Origin of the sequence: Neorhizobium sp. LjRoot104 (assembly GCF_964253725.1) — a bacterium.
Taxonomy (GTDB): domain Bacteria; phylum Pseudomonadota; class Alphaproteobacteria; order Rhizobiales; family Rhizobiaceae; genus Neorhizobium.
The window spans coordinates 1,674,933-1,693,568 of record NZ_CAXURS020000002.1; the positions used below are offsets into that span (position 1 = coordinate 1,674,933).

The following is an 18,636-nucleotide window of genomic DNA, read 5'->3' on the forward strand; positions in this document are numbered from 1 at the left end:
CACAACGCCGAACGGCGGATAAGCGGAGTTGATTGAATGACCAGAAATGCCTTTGTCGCACTCGTGACCTGTTTCAACGAAGACGAGACGATCAACTACGAAGCCACCCGCGCGCAGGTGCGCCGGCAGGTGGCGGCGGGCAACAATATCATGTGCGCCGGCACCAACGGTGATTTCACCGCTCTCACCCACGAAGAGAAGATCCGCCTGACGGAACACGTGGTCGACGAGGTCGCGGGGCGCGCGAAAGTCATCGTCAATGCCGGGATGCCCGCCACCTTCGAGACGGTGCAACTCGCCCGGGAGTTTGACCGGATCGGCGTCGATGGCATCGCCGTCATCACCCCCTTCTTCATTGCCTGCACGCAGGACGGGTTGGTCCGCCATTTCTCGACGGTGGCGGATGCGGTCAAATCGCCGGTCTATCTTTATGACATCCCCGCCCGGACCCAGAACCACATCGAACCGGCGACGGCCGCAAAGCTCGCTGGGCACGGCAATATCGCCGGCATCAAGGATTCCGGCGGCGCACAGGAAACCCTGGCGGCCTACCTTCAGGTCTCGAAAGAAAACCCGGGCTTCGAGGTCTATTCCGGCCCGGACCACCTCGTCCTATGGTCGCTGCAGAACGGCGCTGCCGGCTGCATATCGGGGCTCGGGAACGCCCTGCCTCACGTGCTCGCCGGCATCCTCGATGCCTTCAACTCCGGCGACATCGCGGAAGCGGAGCGCCAGCAGGCGATCTATACCGCCTTTCGTACCGAGCTTTATGCGCTGGGCTTTGCGCCGGCCATGGTCAAGCGCTCGCTTTACCTTCAGGACAAGTCGGTTGGCGCGAGCAGGCAGCCCGCCCTGCTTCCGGACGAGGCTCAGGACGAGAAAATAAGAGAGATCCTGAAGAAATACGAGCTGCAGTAGGTTTTTGACCACGATCTCGCTTGCCCGCAACACGTGCTTTGAATGGGGCCGCGTTCGCCGACCTGACACTTCGCCAGGTTTACGAGACGTTTCAAGTGCAGTCTATTTGGTGATCACGAAGACCGCCTCCGGCATCCAGCTGATACAGCATTCCTCGCCTTCCTTGATGATCACCACATCGGCGCCGAGCACCCTGACGCGCATCGGAATATCCCCTGCCCGGCCGATCACGAGTGCGTTGTCGCCGTAGTTGACGATCGTATCGACGATCATGCGGACGTTCTTGCGGCCTTCGATCGGGTTGCGCGACAGTTTGATATGCTCCGGGCGGATCAGCAGCGTCACCTTCTGACCGTCGGCAAGAGTATCCATGCAAGCGTATTGGAAGGCTCCAAGCGTGGGGTTTTCCGCCGTTCTACCCGCTCCGCTGGTAATGGTTGCCGGGATCAGGTTGCTCTCGCCGATGAAAGCGGCGACGAAGGAGGTCTGAGGGCGATGGTAGATATCCAGCGGGGGCGCCACCTGCTCGATGCGTCCTTTCTCGAACACCACGATGCGATCGGACATCGACATCGCTTCCGACTGGTCGTGGGTCACGAAAATGGTGGTCACGCCAAGACTGCGCTGGATGCGCTTGATCTCGATCTGCATCTGCTCGCGCAGGTTCTTGTCGAGCGCGCCGAGCGGTTCGTCGAGCAGAAGCAGCGAGGGTTCGAAGACCAGCGCGCGGGCAAGCGCCACCCGCTGCTGCTGGCCCCCGGACAGCTCCTTCGGGTGACGATGGCCAAAGCCCTTGAGGCCGACGAGCGACAGCATGTCCTCTGCCTGCCGCAGACCCTGCGAGCGGCTGACGCCGCGCATCTGCAGTGGGAAATAGACGTTGTCGACCGCCGTTTTGTGCGGGAACAAGGCGTAGTTCTGGAACACGATGCCGATATTGCGCTCATGCGGGGCCAGTTGGGAGATCGACTGTCCGCCAACCTCGACGGTCCCGCCGCTCGCCTTTTCGAAACCGGCAATGATCATCAGTGTCGTCGTCTTGCCCGAGCCGCTCGGCCCCAGGAAGGTCACGAACTCCCCCTTGTCGACCGACAGGCTGACATCGTCGAGCGCCGTGAAATGCCCGTAGGTCTTGGTGATGTTGGAAAGTTTCAGGTAATTCGTCATCGGAAGTCCTTGGGGAGGCCCTTGGGAATGTTCAGTGTGCGCCGGCCGGCCGGCTCGGCTTGGGAGCGCGGCTGCGCAGCGCGCCCGCGCAATAGGGTGCAGCAATGCCGACCAGCACCACGAAGAAGAGCAGCGTGGAGATGACGGCGATCACCGGATCGGCTTCCTGACGGATGCTGTCGAACATCTTGCGCGGCAGGGTTTCGGCATCGCGGCCCGAAATGAAGATCGCCACAACGGTCTCGTCGAAGGACTGGATGAAGGCGAAAAGCGAGCTGATCACCAGTCCCGGCCGCAGGATCGGCAGTGTCACGTGCAGGAAGGTTTTCGAGGGGCTGGCACCGAGGCTCTGCGCCGCCCGCTCAAGGTTTCGGTCAAAACCCTTGAGGTTGGCCGAAAGGACAAGGAAGGCGATCGGCACCGACAGGCAGGTATGCGCCAGGATGACGCCGAGATGGCTGTGCACCAGCCCGAGGTCGCCGAAATAGGAATAATAACCGACCGCCATGACGATATGCGGCACCGCCATCGGCATCAGCATCATCAGGTCGGCAAAACCCTTGCCGCGGAACCTGTGGCGCACCAGAGCGAAGGTCGCAGGTACGACCAGCGCCATGGTGAGGATGGTGGTCGCGGTGGCGATCAGGATGCTGTTCCAGGTTGGGATCAGCCAGTCCACGCTGGTGAAATAGGCACGGTAATAGCCGAGCCAGTAGCCCGGTGGCGGGAACTGCAACGAACTTGCATTCGAAAACGACATCGGCACGACGATGACAAGCGGGGCGGCAATGAAGAGCACGACGACGAAGCCTGCCCAGCGCATGAACGTGTTCATGATCGATCACCCCCAGAGTTTGTCGAGGCCGAAACGGCGATGATAAATGGTCAGGATGATGAGCGTCACCACGAGCAATATCATCGCCATGGCGGAGCCCAGACCGAAGGCGAGGAACTCCTCGATCTGATGGCCGATCAGGCCGGCGATCATCTGCTCCCGCGGACTGCCGAGCAGCACCGGGGTCACATAGAAGCCGAGGCAGATGACAAAGACGAGGACCGATCCGTTGGCGATGCCGGGCGCCGTCAGCGGCAGGTAGACATGCCGGAACAGCGACCAGCCCCGGGCGCCGAGGCTTTCCGCCGAGCGGATCAGCGCCGGATCGATCTTCTTCATCACCGAGTAGACGTTCATGATCATGTAGGGCGCCAGGATATGCACCATGGCGAGCGTCGAGGAGAACCGCGTGAAGAGAAGCTGCGGCGGCTTATCGAAACCGATCATCTGCAGGAAGGCTATCAGCGGACCGTTATTGCCGAGCAGAACCATCCACGCGTAGGTGCGCACGAGAAAGCTGGTCCAGAAACTCATGGTGACGAGCAGCAGGATCAGCATCGCCGTGCGCGGCTTCGAACTGGCCATCAGATAGGCCAGCGGATAGCCGACCAGAAGGCAGCAGAGCGTCACGAAGGCTGTCGTCATGAACGTGTTCAGAAAGACGCGCTGGTAAAGCGCCCCGGTCAGGACCTTCTGGTAGTTGGCGAGCGAGACCTTCGGCTCTGTGAAACTCATGATCGCCACCTCGGCGAGCGGCACGGCGAAGAAGACGAGCATGTAGATACCGAGCGGCGCCAAAAGCAGCCAGGGCCAGATATTCGACTTTTCCGTCAGTTTTGAAAGGCTGATGCCCATTGCCGTTCCCCTTTTATGGCAGGCAGGGTCGCTGCGGCATCGCGCGGTTGTTCCGCGCGATGCCGGCCAGCGGGTCGGGTTGATCCAGGAGAGCGGATCAGCTGGCGACCCACTCCTCGAAACGTTCGGCGAGTTCTGCCGGATCGATGCCCAAATTCGCCATGTCCTGCTCGAAGGTCAGTTTGTAGTTATCCGGCGAGGTCGGCATGCGCTTGGCATCGGCCGCAGCCACGAACTGGTTGGAGGCCGGGTTGAGCGCCCCGTAGTCGGCAGCCTTGGAGAAGCCGGCCAGCGGCTTGGCGCTGGTGGCGAATTCGACGAATTTCCTGGCGTTCTCGAGGTTGGGCGTTTTCTTGGCCACGACCCAATAGGCCCGTTCGATCTCGCCCTGGTTCCAGGTCATGGCAACCGGAGCGCCAGCCTTCTCGGCCTCGAAATAGCGGCCGTGCCAGATGCCGATCATATCGATCTCGCCGTCACGCAGGATCTGGGTGGACTGGGCACCGGCGGTCCACCAGACGCGGATATGCGATTTGATCCTGTCGAGCGATTTGAAGGCCCTGTCGACGTCGAGAGGATAGAGGTCCTTGACCGCGACGCCGTCTGCCAGAAGCGCGATCGGAATGACCCGCGACGCATAACGCTGCAGCGACCGCCCGCCGGGAAATTTCTCGACGTTCCAGAAATCGGCCCAGGTCTTCGGGGTGTCCTTGTATTTGTCGGTGCGCCAGGCCATGACGGTCGCGAACGCATGCGAAGCGACGCCGTTTTCGAAGAGGCCGCCCTTATAGGGTTCCTTCAGTTCCTCGATAATGCCGGCCTGGTTGGCGCGAACCAGCTCGCCGCCGCCGAGCGTCGTGACGTCGAATTCGTAGGTACCGGTCTTCACCTGCTGGGCGAGCTTGGCAAAGGAGACCGGGGAGACCGTCTTTACCTGGATGCCGGTCTCGGCGGTGAACGGATCGATGAGATGCGTCTTTGCGGCAGCCTCCCAGGGGCCACCCCAGGTATTCACGTAGAGGATCTTTTCCTGCGCACGAGCGACATAGGGAGCGGCAAGCGAAGCGGTGATCGCAGCACCGGCCGTCTTCAGGAAACGGCGGCGGTCGGGCATGAGAAACGTCTTCATTCCAGTCATGTGCAGTTCTCCTCTTTTATGATTTTCTGAACGTGGCTTCGTAGAGCCGCAGCCAGTTCCTGTGGGTGATCTTCGCGACTTCGTCTTCCGAGAAGCCGACGGCGCTAAGCCCGTCCGGGATTACCCGGATATCCTCGATGTTCTTGAACCATTCCGGTGGCGCGGCCTTGAGCGGCTTGCCGGCGGCGCTGGCACCATAGTCCTCGCCACGCGTCCAGCGGCCCTTGCGCATCCAGGCATAGTCGGGGGCGGTGAAATTGTGGCTCTTGTCGGTGCCGATCGCGACGGAATCGATGCCGGCGATATCCACCGTCCTGGCAACCATCGTGCACCAGGCCTCGATCGAGGCACAAAACTCGTCGCCGGTAATGTTGCGATAGGCGGCGCAGCCGATAACCCCGCCGGTGTCCTTCAATGCCCGGATGACGTCGTCCGACTTGTTGCGCTTGTGCATGAAAAGCGATTGGGCGTTGGCGTGGGTGACGGCAATCGGTTTCTCGGAGACCTTGATGGCGTCCAAGGTCGTGCGGTCGCCGACATGGCTGCAGTCGACCAGGATGCCGGCCGCGTTCATCTCGCGGACCACTTCCCTGCCGAACCGGGCAAGGCCGGAATCCTCGGCTTCATAGCAGGAACCGCCGAGTTCGTTCTGGTTGTTGTAGGTGAGCTGTACGACGCGTACGCCAAGCTCGGCAAACATCTCGACGAAGCGGATCCGGCCTTCGAAGAGGTTGGCGTTCTGGAAACCCATGATGACGGCGAGCTTGCCGACGCCTGAGATGCGCGTAATGTCGTCTGCGGTAAGGGCGATCTCGGCAATGTCGGAGTTTTCGCGGACCAGGTCGCGCCAGCGACCAATAGAGTCCATCGATTCGACGGTACCTTCCCAGAAGCCGCAGGTATTGACGACCCCGCCGACGTCCCCTGCCCTCAGGGATTCAAAGGCGGCGCGATCGAAATGCCCGCATTGCAAACCATCGATGATCATGATCTCGCGCTTTCCTTCTGGCGTTCGGCCTTTTCGCGTTCCGAGAGTTTCGACGACAGGAACGACACGTCGGTTTCGTCGTCATTGTCCTTGCGGCCGATGACGGTGCCGTCCTCGTTGACGATCATCGGGCCGGCGTGGCGGCGCGAGACAATGCTGTCGGTGGCCAGCGCCTGCTTTGCCAGATGATAGACGCGCCACCAGAGGTCGCTCTCGATCTCGGCGCCGTTTTCGAGAAGCGACCAGAGGAGAGGATCGTCTTTGCGAACGTCGCCGGTGACGGCTGCCGGAAGCGCCTTCAGCACATTGCCGGACGCAGAGGTCGAAAGCGCCGATCGACCGCCGAAATGCGCGGCAATTGCGAGCTCGTCGGCGTCCGTCGCACCCATGATCGTCAGTTCCGCCGATCCGAACCGGGCAGTGAGCTCACCGAGAAGATCGATCGCCGTGGGCAGCACGAACCAGGCATGTTCGCCGGCTGCATCGAGCGTGATGCGATTGCCGTCTTCGGAGGCAATCGCGATACGGGCGACAGCCGCTGACCTGAAGCTCTCGAACCGCTTTTCGAACAGCTTGAAACCGCCGAGGCCCAGCTTCTGCGAATACATCGGAAAGTCGCCCACCGTCAGGAAGAAACCCTTGGGCAGGCTGCTCAGCGAAAAGATCCGCTCGGACATCAGCCGCATTTCGCGGGGCATGACGCGCATGGAGGAAGAGGAATGTGAGGAGGTCATAGGACAGGTTCCGCCGGATAGTACCAAGTGCCGGTGTAGCCGGCGCGCAGATCGTCGGGGGTCGGGGCGCCGTGATAGAGGACACCGCGCAGGTTTCGGCTGAGAAAATCCCGGGTCTTGTCGATGCCGTGAATGCCGACATTCATCAACCGCACGAGGTCGATCGGCACGAAAGCCTCGGCGTTGATGTTGGCGTGGGGCGTGTGATAGTCGTGCCCGCGCAGGCTCTGGATACGCGCCACCATGTAGCGATGTTCAGGATGTTTCATCAGAAAGCGGGCGATGCTGAGCGAATTTTCCGCGCTTCCGAGGTCGGCGAACAGGGACTGGATGCCACCGCAGACATCGAGGCCGAGATCGAGCGCTTTGGGCACTTCCTCGCGAGCCCCACGGCGCGGCTCCTCCGCCGTTTCGGACTTGTACCAGACATATTTATAGGCATCCGGGCCGGTCATGTCGGTGGCGAGCGCCCATTGATACTCATCACAGATCAGTACCTTCAGGCCTTCGACGGTTTGCGCCGGCGAGACACTGAACTCGTCTGGACCGTCCGCCTCCGCGAGTAGCCGGTCGGCTTCGTCAGGAACGAGCTCGATGAGCAATGACAAGAAGGTCTCATAGGCCTCGGGAACGAGCTCAACCTCGAATTCAAAGGCGAGGATATCGAGCGGATGGTCCGCCTCGCGGCCAAGCACCGTGCCGCTCTTGCGAAACTCTTCCAGCGCCGCGACGATCTTTTCGAGATCGTCGGCAACTTCCGCGCTGGATGCAAATGTCTCATAGACCATCTGGTCCTGTTGGCGAAAGACGATCGCCTGGCGAAGGAGATCAAGCAGCTTCGCAACACGTGCATCCGACGCACCGAGTTTCAGCGCGCGCGCCATTGCAATCGCGCCCTCGCGTGCTGACAGAAGACCGTCGATCAGGCGCGGATGTTTGTGGACGAAAAAGATGAGGCCCAGCGCCGAGCCATTGCCGACGCCGATATAGCGGCGAAGCTTCGGATCGAGACTGACGGCGGTCTGCGACTTCTTTGCCGCCAGATGCTCGACGAGATCGCAGGAAAACTCCCGCATCAGGTAGGCGGTCAGCAACTGCGCCTCCAGAACGCCGCCAAGCGCGTGGCGTGCTCCAAGCGACGGGAAGGAGCGCGTCCCGAACGTGCCGTTGCCGTCCAGCCCGGTATTGCGCATCAGATAGCAGACCTTGGAAAGATCGGCGACGGAGGGCTGGCGGCCTTCGGCAAGCGCTTCGAGCGTCTGGTCGAAGACCCGCATCGACCGGTTCGAACGGCACCAGATCAGCGTGCCGGCCGTCGCCCGGCCCGTATAGAGTTTCGGAATTTCCCGCCGCGCCGTTTCGATCTCCGCCTCGGTCGCCGGTCCTTCGATCAGCGCGCCCATCATGTCCCAGGCCTGGCCGATGATACGGCCGGTACGGGCCGTCCGGCTCGGAGGGCGGGAAAAACCGATGAACGAGAACTCCTGGCCCGGCGCCTTGATGGAATAGACGACGGTGCCTTCGGCATCGCCATCCACGTCGAAGAGAACATTGGAAATATCCCAGCGCTCGCGGATCATCTTGTTCATGAAGGCGCGCGTGCCGCTGAGACGGCTGGGCTGGATTGCTGCCAGCCGCGCGGTCTTCATCACCTCGTGGCCTGGGCGTGGCTGTGGCATCGCCACCTGATCGGAAGTCGCGGTCATGACCGTCAACGTTCTCCCTGCTGCATTTTCGTGATCGTGCGGGCGGTTTCTAGAAGCGGCTCGCGAAAGCTTTCGAGATCGAAGCGCATCTCCGGCATAACCAGCGAAATCGTCGAGGTGCATTTGCCGTGGAGATCGAAGATCGGCGCGGCGATGGCGACAACGCCGCTATGGGTATAGCCGCTCGACAGCGCGTAGCCGTTGGCGCGGGCCTCGCCCAGAAGCTCTTCGGATGCCAGCGGCTCGCCGCTTTCCTTCAGGCGGGCGAGGGTCACCTCGTCTGCGAATGCGGTGAGGATGCGGCCGGACGCCGAACCTTCGAGCGACATGGTCGTGCCGATCTTCTGTTCCGCACGCAGCACGCTCTCGGACTCGACGCGCGAAACGATGCATGGAAGCCCTCGATCGAGCACCGCCAGCGAAGCCGTCTCCTTCACCCTATGGACCAGCATTTCGATGATCGGCTGGATCCGTGTTCCGAGATTTGCCTGCTCCAACGCCGCTGCCGCAAGCCGGCAGGCGTGCATCGACAACCGATAGCGCATCTCCTGGTCCTGCTCGACCCAACCGGCTTCGATCAGCGTCAGCAGGCGCTGATAGGCTGTCGGTCGCGACAGCTCCATGACCGACGCGATCTCCGGCAGCCTCATGCCGCGAGCGCTCGATGCCAGCACGTCCAGCACCGCCATGGTCTTCAGAACCGTCGAAAGCGGGCGGACGCCGCCATTTTCTTCTTGTATTCTATCTGAATATGATGTATCCATGTTGAATATAATCTCGCTGTCATTGATTTATGTCAATCACGCGGGAAAGCGATTGCGGGCAAAATCAGCGCTCTCCGCGCTAAGGTCTTCACCGCGTTCGAATTTTTTTTCGCGCGGAAGTCGGCGCGCTCGGTGCCAAAAGGTCGTGAAGGGCGAATTGGCGGACCAGCATCCGTATATGAAGGCAGGAGCTTCTTCAGTCTCCACATCGGCCTTCACCTCGAAAGCCCATGGGCCTCGCACCTCCATATGAGCAAAATATTTGCATTTGCCGGTTTTATTCGCGGTTTTTTTTCAATCGCGACGTCCTATTTTCTGTCATCTAGTCGCCAGCAAGCACTGCTGAAAGGATGACCCAAATGTTCCGGCTGAAAACCATTGTCGCGGCGGCCCTTATTCAGGTGGCGGCCCTCACCCCTTCTCTCGCCGGCGAAAACCTCGCTGCCATCAAGTCCGCGGGCGCCTTCAAGATCGGCACCGAGGGAACATACGCGCCCTTCACCTTTCATGATCCGAGCGGCAAGCTCGTCGGCTTCGATGTCGAGATCGGGCAAGCCGTTGCCGAAAAACTCGGGGTCAAGGCCGAGTTCCTGGAAGGCAAGTGGGACGGCCTTATCGCGGGCCTCGATGCCAAACGCTACGATGCCGTCATCAACCAGGTCGGCATAACCGAAGCCCGCAAGCAGAAATACGATTTCTCCGAGCCCTACATCGCTTCGAAGGCGGTGCTGATCGTTCGTCAGGACAACAGCGACATCAAGGACTTCGCGGATCTCAAGGGCAAGAAATCCGCCCAGTCGCTGACCAGCAATTTCGGCAAAATCGCCGAACAGGCGGGCGCCGAGCTGGTGGGCACGGACGGTTTCGACCAGTCGATCCAATTGGTGCTGACACGTCGCGCCGACGCGACGATCAACGACAGCCTCTCCTTCCTCGATTTCAAGAAGCAGAAGCCCGACGCGCCGGTGAAGATCGCCGCGCAGCAGGACAATGCCGATTATTCCGGTATCATCATCCGCAAGGGCGAACCGGAACTGCTCGGCGCAATCAACAAGGCATTGGCGGACATCAAGGCCGACGGTACCTACCAGAAGATTTCCGACAGGTATTTCGGGCAGGACGTCTCGAAGTAGGCCGCCGGTTCCCGCTCTTGGCATACATCGATATAGCGTCCGGCGCCCGCGCCGGACGCGTCATTTTTTGAGGATCACGCCGTGCCGCATTGGCTTCAATTGATGTCGGATTCGCTTCCGACCCTCCTCTGGGCGGGCATCCGTTTTACGGTGCCGCTGACATTGCTCTCCTTCCTGCTCGGACTCATCCTCGGCCTGATCACGGCGGTCACCCGGCTGTCTGGTCCGGCGCCGCTCGCGTTGATCGCAAGGTTCTACGTCTGGGTGATCCGCGGCACCCCGCTTCTGGTGCAGCTTTTCGTGATCTTCTACGGCCTGCCGAGCATCGGCATCCTGCTTGACGCCTTTCCGGCGGCGCTGATCGGCTTTACCCTGAATATCGGCGCATACAGTTCCGAGATTATCCGCGCCGTCATCTCCTCGGTGCCGAAAGGACAATGGGAAGCGGCCTATTCGATCGGCATGTCATGGCGCCAGGCGATGGGCCGCACCATCCTGCCGCAGGCCACGCGCGTCGCGGTGCCGCCGCTTTCGAACACCTTCATCTCGCTGGTCAAGGACACCTCGCTCGCCGCGGCGATCACCGTGCCGGAACTTTTCCAGGCAGCCCAGCGGATCGTCGCGACCACTTATGAACCGCTGATCCTCTATATCGAGGCGGCCTTGGTCTACCTGGCCTTGAGCTCGGTGCTGTCGTCACTGCAGAACCGGCTCGAAAAGCGCTTCGCCCGTTATGGCGGCATGCTGGAGTCAAACCGATGATCGAGCTTTCCAACATCGAAAAGCGGTTCGGCGACGCGGTCATCCTGAAGGACATCAGCCTCGGCATCCCGGAAGGAAGCGTCACCGCGCTCATCGGCCCCTCGGGCGGCGGCAAGAGCACGCTGCTGCGCTGCATCAATCTCCTGGAGATCCCGACGGCCGGCTCCGTCCGTATCGGCGACGAAAAGCTCGTCTTCGAGCCCGGCATGAAGATCGGCTGGAAGTCGATCCAGAAGATCCGCCGCCAGACCGGCATGGTTTTCCAGAACTTTCAGCTCTTCCCGCATCGCACCGCGATCGAGAACGTCATGGAAGGCCTGACGACGGTTCTCAAATGGCCGCACGAAAAAGCCCGCCACCGCGCCAGCGAATTGCTCACCAAGGTGGGAATGGCGGATAAAACGGATGCCTGGCCCTCGGAGCTTTCGGGGGGACAGCAGCAAAGGGTGGCAATTGCCCGGGCGCTCGCGCCTTCGCCCCGGGTTCTGCTCTGCGACGAACCGACCTCGGCTCTCGACCCCGAACTCTCCGCCGAGGTCATCGACGTGCTCGGCCGGCTTGCGGCCGAGGGAACGACAATGGTGATGGCGACGCACGACTTGCGGCTTGCCTCACGGATCGCCAATCACGTGGTTTTTCTCGAGAGCGGGAAAGTCGTGGAATCCGGCACAGCCGAAGCGATTTTCAGTGATCCGAGACAGGATCGCACCAGGAGCTTTATCTCATCGATCAACGCGGCGCAGACGACATATATCTAGGCGCGGTCCGTCCCGCCCGCCGAACGTGGGCGATTGCAATGAGCTCGCTATCACCGAGATCCAAAGCCTTTGTCGTTGATCGATAAATAGGTGCTTCTCGGGAGGTCGATCATTTTGCACCCCCGTCTGACAGAGCAGGCCGGGGACCGGTGATGATGGATAAGTTTCCGCTGTCGCTGGCGATCGGCTGGCGCGGTGGTTTTGCAACCAAGTCCAGCTTCATCGTGAGTTGGCCGACCTTGCGTTCTAGTGCCGCGATCTGCGCAGGCAAGACTCCTCGTCCGAGCATATCGCCGGCCGCGATCTGATCAATGCCGACGAGATCATGCGACTGCCGGAGAACCGCATGATCCTGACGAGACAGGGCGAGCACCCTACCTGGGCGGGGAAGCTGCGCTACGAAGTCGATCCGGAGTTCAAAGGGATGTTCAATCATGCGTAGAGGATCAATGACAGCCGCGAGGTTGATCCCGCCTTCTTTGCCACCCCCCCGCTTCCGTGCGGCGCGCCGTATGTGTAGAAGCAAACGATGCAACCATTCGAATTGCAAGAGCAGCCCCTGACCTTCCTGAGGATCATCGCCGTCCATGATGAAGTCATCCCTCGATCATATGCCACTGCGCAAACAGCGCGAGCTCGGCAGGGTTCTGGAAATCCTGCACGAGGAGTTCGAGGACGCCCTGAAACAGGGGACGGCCGAGTTCAAGAAGCGCGGCCGGATCCTGAAGATCATACTGTTCGGCTCCTATGCCAAGGGCGGGTGGGTCGACGAGCCGTTCACCATGAAAGGCTATCGCTCCGATTTCGATCTGCTGATCATCGTCAATGACCGCAGGCTCTGCGAATTCGCCGACTACTGGTACAAGGCGGCCGACCGGCTGATCCGCGACAAGTCAATCGAAACACCAGTGAGCTTCATCGTCCATTCCAGGCGAGAGGTGAACACCTATCTGAAGGAAGGGCAGTACTTCTTCTCCGATATTCGCAAGGAAGGCATCGTCCTCTATGAGCTGGACGATGAGCCGCTTGCGGAGCCGCAGGAACTCTCGCCGGCGGATCGGCTACGGGTAGCGAGAGAGCATTTCGAACAGCGGATTGCTGAAGCCGCCGCTTTTCTTGGCACGGCTCGGTTTCAACTTGGTACATCTGAAATGGCCGGTGACGCTTGGGGTAATCTGGCGGCCTTCAGTCTGCATCAGGCGCTAGAACAGGCCTATTCCTGCATCCTCCTCACGCTGACGAACTACGGCCCGCCTTCGCACAACATCAAGTTCCTGCGCTCCCTCGCCGAGGAACAGGACCGGCGGCTGGCCGAGGCCTTCCCCCGCGACCAGCATCGCGAGCGCGCCTGGTTCAATACCCTGAACGAGGCCTATGTAAAGGCGCGATACTCAAAGCACTACGTGATCAGCGAGGAGGCGCTCTCATGGCTGGGCGAGCGGACCAGCCTGCTGCTCGCGATGGTCAAAGACGTATGCGCGGAGCACCTTAGAATGCTTGAGCGGAGAAGCGGCTAGCGAATTCTACCAGCCGGCGAATGGACAGTCCGAATCGGCTGCCTTGAACAGGACTGAACCCGCGACATGTGATTGACGTTATGTTGCAAGGTGCAGTGTCAACCCTTAGCCTTAAACGGGTATGCGATGCCGGTTGCATTTACCAGGACGTTCGTGCCGGCGGCATCGGGCTAACAGGGGTTTGTTAGTGCTCTGGCCGCTGTCGGGCCAGCAGGCGGTGACCTGGCGCCAGTTTGCCGCGAGACCATTGCGGCTCAATACGGTTCGGACGACAAGTTAGCCTGCCTTTACGGACTGTAGCGCTTGGTCTTCCTGTTTTCCGTAGCCTGAGCACGGGTAATTCTGACCGCATCTTCTATCAGGCGCCAATGCGCTTCAACAACAGGCAGCAGTAAGGTGGGCGACACCTCGGTTGGGAGATCCAGTTTGGTGTGGCAACTCCAATTGACTCCCAAGCAGGCGAAGGCCTTTTTGTAGCCCCTCGAGACGATCGTAGACAGCTCACCAGCTTCCGACAGTATTTCATGAGGATCCTCAAATCCGGGCAAACCGCCAAACGCTCTGTATGCGGCTTCATGCAGAGCAGGCGTCACCATGCATATACGGTTAGGGTCCGCGACTTCGAGCATCCGACCGCCACGGATTTCTGTTCGCGCTAGGGAGGCTAAGCCCGCACCAAGATGTGCCCAAACGTCCGTTTGATCCGGTGGAGGTGCTAAATCCAATGCCGCATGCGTACCCGCGAAGCGTAGCTCGTGGGCGCCGCTATTCATCAAGAACAGGGAATGGTCGGGAAAAGCCTCTGGTAAGCAGCGCGCAATCTCCAGGAACCCAGCGGTCCCTGTCCCGCGTTCAACAGAGCATGTGAAGAAACCGGATCTGGGCGTAGACATCACGATCCATCGATCGCTACGGATCAAACGCGCGATCAAAGTCGGGCTGTCGGACGTTTCCGTGTCTCCAACGAGATAGAGCCTAACCAATCCTCGCGCAGCGGCCAATTCTGCGTATTGGGGCAAATCAAGGGGCCTCCCGATTACGACGGGCAGCGGTATGAATGGTCTATCGGCATAGGAGTTCAGCCCGACCCACTCCCCGGTCGGGCCGAATGGCAATATGATCGCGGCCAGAGCCCCGGCTTCCGTGACGGCTTCTAGAAGCGGCCCGACGGCCGATGTCCAGATAGCCGCGTGACGGGCGTGCGGCAAGAGGACGACGGCGATGCGCCCGGCAGCTTCTCGAGCATCAGAGAGGCTATGAACCATCGCCAACTGCCCTTCTACCCCCTGATCGGACGTCGGCGTTACAATGGGCTGCGGATATACCTCAAGCGAAACGCCCTTGCCAACCAGCTCAACCCGCCGCGCTCGAAACACTGGCACGGGAACGGGTATCGACTGTAGCTCATACCCACCGCTTGACAGCTCGCCAGCGATCCACTGCGCTGTCGCATGATCGCCAGCACTTCCGGCTGCCTTCGCTCCAAAGCCTGCGTGGATAAGAAGATCATTCCACAGGCGGTCACCATCCAACATCTACCGGTCGTCCTACTTGTACATTTCCGTTGCACGCTTGAGCATTTCAGATCGAACGGTTGCGTCTTCCTGTGTACCGAGCAACGGCGCTTGCAGAAACTCTTTGACGTTTGCGGGATAACGATCCTCAAGGCCTGTGACCGTCGGACGCCGAGCGGAACCTGCATAGATGAGTTGAGCCTTGTCGGAGAGGAAGAAGTTCAAGAGCACACGAGCCGCGTTGGGATGCGGTGCGTTCTTGACGATCGCACCGTCGAAATTCCCATAAACAAGTCCCTCCGACGGAAGTATCACTTCGAGCGGCAAGCCCTTGTTGAGGAGGGTATCGGGCAATATGAAGGGAATGTAGATCGGGAACTCGCCGCGCGCGACGCGCCGCGGACTGTCTCGGATTTCGCGCGTGAAAACGGGGTTGTTTTCCGCGAGACGCTTCTGGAAATCCTCGCCGAGCTTGTTATAAGTAACTGCAAAAAACAGACCGCCGCCGCCGACGGAGCGGAAGTCGTCGGACAAGATTTTGCCCTTCCACGCCGGATCAGCGAGGTCTGCCCAGGTTTTCGGGCGCTTGTCCTTCGGCATGGAAGAGTTGACGACGATCCCCATGCTTTGCGAGAAAACCGGCAGCCTCAGCTCATTGCCAGCAAAGTCGGGTGCCAGACGAGATGCGTTCGGAATATTTCCGTGCTTGTCGAGGACACCCATCGCTTCCAGTGACACCGACCCCCCGCTGAAGGACATGTCGGCAGTCCCGCGGTTAGTGGCAAGCTCTAGGCGGAGTTTTTCAAACAGCTCGCTCCCACGAAGTTCGAGCTTCAATACCTTTATCCCATACTCCTCGGTAAAAGCTGAGAGGATTTCATCAAGCTGAGGCACACCCACCTGAGACGTGTAGAGTGTAACCGTTCCTTCTTTCTTGGCAGCTTTGACGACATCCTCCCAGGATTGTTGAGCATGCGCAATGGTTGCAAGTCCAATGGCCACGCCTGTAATGGCTAACCTTCTTAGAAACGTCGAAGTCATGATCTCCTCCTCGTTATGATGTGACTGAAGCCGGGAGTGACATTGTCGCCCGCACCCTCAGGTGGCTGTGCTTAGCTGATTTCCTCAAGCTCTCCCGTCAGCCGTTCGACACGCCTGTCCGTTCTTTGCAGGAACACGTTCTGACCCTGGAGCGTCGTTTGCAGTTCAGCGATATTGACGTCTCGGGGCGTCACGCCGCGATTGGCCGCGATACCCGCCGCAGCACCCGCCGCCTGTCCCGTCAGCCAGCATTGCGGGATTTCGCGCATGAAGCCGTGGCTGTTGGCATCGCAGGAGATATGCCGCCCGGCGGCCAGCAGTCCGTTCAGCCTGGCAGGGACAAGCGCTCTATAGGGCACGGAGATCACCGGGAATTTCGGCGAGACCGAGGGGCTGACGCCTATTTCGTCCGGCAGGACCTTGCCCTCGGGCCACTGGCTGCGCTCGACCCTGCCGACCCCGGCCAGCCGCCGTGTGTGCCGCACGCCCAGCTGCGGCGCGCTGAGCAGCATATAGGCGTCCTTGAAGCCGGGTGCGTTCTTGCGGAAGAACTCGCAATGCGACTGCATGAACCGGTGCGAGCGGATCTCGACCTCGGTCATGTCGTCGACATTGAGCGCCGAAAGACCCGATTGCCGCGGCCCGAGGAACAGCGCGATGTCGTTGCGCCAGGAAACGTAAGGCGTCTGGAAGAACCCGAGCGTCTCGCGCCCGAGCGTATTGAAGTCCGCGAAGGCCTGTTCCTGGGTCGCCCGGAAGTTCAGCCATGTCTCCATGTCGACGCCGCCCAGCATGAAGCCGGTATTCATCGAGTGATGCACGTCGCCCTCCTCGATATCGGCTTCGAAATCGGCCCCTGCACGGGCAAAGACGTCGCCGTCGCAGGTGCAGTCCACCACGACTTTTGCCATGATCCCCTGGCGGCCTTCCTTGCTTTCGAAGACGACGCCCTTGACCGCGCCGTCCTCGACCACCGGCGTCGCGGCCCAGGAATGGAAGACGATCCTGACACCCGCCTCGATCAGCATTTCCTGCGAGGTCAGCTTCAGCCGCTCGGGATCGATGGTCGGCGCCCAGGTGACGATGCCGTGGAAGGCGGAGGTCCGCAGTCGCCAGTATTTCGCAAGCTCGGCATCCTGCACCCCCCAGAGGCTGCGGTCCGGCCCGGCGACGGCTTCAGGGGGAAGGCGGCCGAGAACCTCCTCGGCAAACCCGCGAATGACCTGTCGTCCCTCCCAGTCGGTCATCCGGTCGATCCAGATCACCACGCCGCCCGTGGAAAGGCCGCCGAGATGATTGTAGCGCTCCAGCACCACGACCTCGGCCCCGGTTCGGGCTGCGGCAAGTGCCGCTGCCGTTCCCGAGGGACCGCCGCCGACCACCAGCACGTCGCATCGATGATAGACGGGAATGTCGCGCGCCTCTTCGCGAAGAACGCCCTCACCGTTGCGGCGGGGGAAGACATATTGCCCTGATTCAAAGATGTCGGAACTCAGGAAACGGTTCTCGTTTTGACGGACTTCTTTTACCGAAACACCAGGTACATCCATTGGCGTCCTCCCGAGATAGCCGTGGCGTAAGCTGAGCGAAAGCTTAGGTAGGCAAATCAGCTGAGAGAAGCCTGCATTAAACCCATAGTGCTTTCGCGAAAAACGAAAGATCAGCTGTCGAGAGCGATGTCCCGTCCATGCGGGTTGGCTCGGCTTTGTCGATTTGAGAAAGATGTTTCGCTCATGTTGATGGTTTTAAGGCGAGGCAAGAACTCTTAAGCTGGGGAACGCCTGAAGGAGAATTCATGGAAGATTGCAAGCTGAAGGCTGTCCGACTTCTGGATAAGCCAATTATCGGACCCGCCCTGTCGTCGCGGATTGGCACCAATATTAATGGACCGAGCCTGATCAAAGTTCCGGATTGGGTGGAGCGGCCTCTGGGACGTTACTATATCTATTTTGCGCACCATCGGGGGGATTATATCCGGCTGGCATATGCGGACCACCTGATAGGTCCGTGGTCAATCTACGAAGATGGTGTGCTGCCACTCTCACAATCCGGTTTCTCCCACCATCTGGCTTCCCCTGAGATCGTCATCGATCACCAAAATAGACAATTTCGAATGTTTTATCACGGAGGGGACGAGATCAAGCGTCAGTTCACCCGGCTGGCGCTGTCGGTGGATGGAATTCAGTTCACCGCTCGACCAGAGAACCTGATGAACCCTTACGCACGAGTTTTCACCCACGGGCCCTGGGTATACGCGATGACAATGCCCGGCAGGATCTATCGCTCACATGACGGTTTATCTTCTTTCGAGGCTGGGCCGACACTGTTCTCACCTGATATGCGCCACTGCGCGGTCTGGGTCGAAAACGATGACCTTCACGTCATCTATAGCAACCGCGGCGATGCGCCCGAGTCCCTTCTCTACGCTCAAATCCATCTCAACGACGACTGGATGAATTGGAAGGAAAGCCGCTCGTGCATCTTGCTTGCTCCCGAGCGCGATTGGGAAGGCGGACAGCTTGCGATCGAACCGTCAGTGATAGGCCCAGCGGACGAGCCAGTCCGGCAACTTCGAGATCCAGCAGTTTATCAAGAAGATGGAAGGCGATACCTCATCTATTCTGTAGCGGGGGAAGCGGGGCTCGCGCTTGCAGAGATATCGTCTGCCGAAATTGTCGGGCGAAATGGAAAGCAGGGGGTCAGTTCCTCGCTTCGCTTGTCAGAAATCAACATTCCCCGCGCGGGATAGGACCCCATATGCAGAACCGACGAGCCATAAGGGCTAACTGAGATCGCTGTCCATGTC

At 60.1% G+C, this 18,636-nt stretch carries 18 protein-coding genes; 6 read left to right on the forward strand and 12 right to left on the reverse strand.

Annotated features, from left to right (window positions below; translation table 11 throughout):
* The first annotated feature begins 36 nt into the window (after nt 1–36).
* On the forward strand, nt 37–918 hold the full coding sequence (locus tag ACSQ8R_RS30075; protein WP_436256985.1) for a dihydrodipicolinate synthase family protein: 882 nt from the start codon (nt 37–39) through the stop codon (nt 916–918).
* A gap of 102 nt (nt 919–1,020) precedes the next feature.
* On the opposite strand, the gene ACSQ8R_RS30080 is transcribed toward ACSQ8R_RS30075, so the two are convergent.
* From ACSQ8R_RS30080 to ACSQ8R_RS30115, 8 genes are all read right to left on the reverse strand, one after another.
* Nucleotides 1,021–2,085 (reverse strand): ABC transporter ATP-binding protein, encoded by a 1,065-nt coding sequence (locus ACSQ8R_RS30080; protein ID WP_436256986.1) that lies wholly within the window; start codon nt 2,083–2,085, stop codon nt 1,021–1,023.
* A gap of 31 nt (nt 2,086–2,116) precedes the next feature.
* Complete coding sequence (locus ACSQ8R_RS30085) at nt 2,117–2,920, reverse strand: ABC transporter permease (RefSeq protein WP_436256987.1); 804 nt, start codon at nt 2,918–2,920, stop codon at nt 2,117–2,119.
* 6 nt (nt 2,921–2,926) lie between these two features.
* Nucleotides 2,927–3,775: an ABC transporter permease gene (locus ACSQ8R_RS30090; protein WP_436256988.1), complete on the reverse strand. Its 849-nt coding sequence runs from the start codon at nt 3,773–3,775 to the stop codon at nt 2,927–2,929.
* A gap of 97 nt (nt 3,776–3,872) precedes the next feature.
* Nucleotides 3,873–4,913 carry an ABC transporter substrate-binding protein gene (locus tag ACSQ8R_RS30095; RefSeq protein ID WP_436256989.1) on the reverse strand — a complete coding sequence of 347 codons (1,041 nt, stop codon included), beginning with the start codon at nt 4,911–4,913 and terminating at the stop codon, nt 3,873–3,875.
* 16 nt (nt 4,914–4,929) lie between these two features.
* Nucleotides 4,930–5,901 carry a dipeptidase gene (locus tag ACSQ8R_RS30100; RefSeq protein ID WP_436256990.1) on the reverse strand — a complete coding sequence of 324 codons (972 nt, stop codon included), beginning with the start codon at nt 5,899–5,901 and terminating at the stop codon, nt 4,930–4,932.
* The gene (locus tag ACSQ8R_RS30105; RefSeq protein ID WP_436256991.1) at nt 5,898–6,635 is read right to left on the reverse strand and encodes a hypothetical protein; all 738 of its coding nucleotides are present in this window, start codon (nt 6,633–6,635) and stop codon (nt 5,898–5,900) included. Before ACSQ8R_RS30105 ends, ACSQ8R_RS30100 begins: the two co-directional genes overlap by 4 nt.
* On the reverse strand, nt 6,632–8,341 hold the full coding sequence (locus ACSQ8R_RS30110) for a hypothetical protein (protein WP_436256992.1): 1,710 nt from the start codon (nt 8,339–8,341) through the stop codon (nt 6,632–6,634). Before ACSQ8R_RS30110 ends, ACSQ8R_RS30105 begins: the two co-directional genes overlap by 4 nt.
* 5 nt (nt 8,342–8,346) lie before the next feature.
* Nucleotides 8,347–9,105, reverse strand: coding sequence for an IclR family transcriptional regulator (locus ACSQ8R_RS30115; RefSeq protein ID WP_436256993.1), 759 nt, complete (start codon nt 9,103–9,105; stop codon nt 8,347–8,349).
* Between the two features lie 359 nt (nt 9,106–9,464).
* On the opposite strand from ACSQ8R_RS30115, the gene ACSQ8R_RS30120 reads away from it, so the two are divergent.
* The 3 genes from ACSQ8R_RS30120 (at nt 9,465) to ACSQ8R_RS30130 (ending at nt 11,758) form a co-directional block, all read left to right on the forward strand.
* Complete coding sequence (locus ACSQ8R_RS30120) at nt 9,465–10,238, forward strand: amino acid ABC transporter substrate-binding protein (RefSeq protein ID WP_436256994.1); 774 nt, start codon at nt 9,465–9,467, stop codon at nt 10,236–10,238.
* An 81-nt stretch (nt 10,239–10,319) separates the two neighbouring features.
* Nucleotides 10,320–11,000, forward strand: coding sequence for an amino acid ABC transporter permease (locus ACSQ8R_RS30125; protein WP_436256995.1), 681 nt, complete (start codon nt 10,320–10,322; stop codon nt 10,998–11,000).
* A complete protein-coding gene (locus ACSQ8R_RS30130) occupies nt 10,997–11,758 on the forward strand; it encodes an amino acid ABC transporter ATP-binding protein (protein ID WP_436256996.1) in 762 nt (253 codons plus the stop codon). The genes ACSQ8R_RS30125 and ACSQ8R_RS30130 overlap by 4 nt, the downstream gene beginning before the upstream one ends.
* Before the next feature lie 109 nt (nt 11,759–11,867).
* Here ACSQ8R_RS30130 and ACSQ8R_RS30135 read toward each other — a convergent pair whose 3' ends face one another.
* Nucleotides 11,868–12,347 carry a hypothetical protein gene (locus tag ACSQ8R_RS30135; RefSeq protein ID WP_436256997.1) on the reverse strand — a complete coding sequence of 160 codons (480 nt, stop codon included), beginning with the start codon at nt 12,345–12,347 and terminating at the stop codon, nt 11,868–11,870.
* Nucleotide 12,348: 1 nt separating this feature from the next.
* Between ACSQ8R_RS30135 and ACSQ8R_RS30140 the strand changes: the two genes are divergently transcribed.
* A complete protein-coding gene (locus ACSQ8R_RS30140; protein ID WP_436257316.1) occupies nt 12,349–13,275 on the forward strand; it encodes a nucleotidyltransferase and HEPN domain-containing protein in 927 nt (308 codons plus the stop codon).
* Nucleotides 13,276–13,562: 287 nt separating this feature from the next.
* On the opposite strand, the gene ACSQ8R_RS30145 is transcribed toward ACSQ8R_RS30140, so the two are convergent.
* The 3 genes from ACSQ8R_RS30145 to ACSQ8R_RS30155 all read right to left on the reverse strand — a co-directional run bounded on the left by ACSQ8R_RS30145 (nt 13,563) and on the right by ACSQ8R_RS30155 (nt 17,380).
* Nucleotides 13,563–14,810, reverse strand: a complete 1,248-nt coding sequence (locus ACSQ8R_RS30145) for a hypothetical protein (RefSeq protein WP_436256998.1) — start codon at nt 14,808–14,810, stop codon at nt 13,563–13,565.
* A 12-nt stretch (nt 14,811–14,822) separates the two neighbouring features.
* Complete coding sequence (locus ACSQ8R_RS30150) at nt 14,823–15,830, reverse strand: ABC transporter substrate-binding protein (protein WP_436256999.1); 1,008 nt, start codon at nt 15,828–15,830, stop codon at nt 14,823–14,825.
* 71 nt (nt 15,831–15,901) lie between these two features.
* Complete coding sequence (locus tag ACSQ8R_RS30155) at nt 15,902–17,380, reverse strand: FAD-dependent oxidoreductase (RefSeq protein WP_436257000.1); 1,479 nt, start codon at nt 17,378–17,380, stop codon at nt 15,902–15,904.
* Between the two features lie 245 nt (nt 17,381–17,625).
* Between ACSQ8R_RS30155 and ACSQ8R_RS30160 the strand changes: the two genes are divergently transcribed.
* Nucleotides 17,626–18,579 (forward strand): hypothetical protein, encoded by a 954-nt coding sequence (locus ACSQ8R_RS30160; protein ID WP_436257001.1) that lies wholly within the window; start codon nt 17,626–17,628, stop codon nt 18,577–18,579.
* Nucleotides 18,580–18,636: the final 57 nt, after the last annotated feature.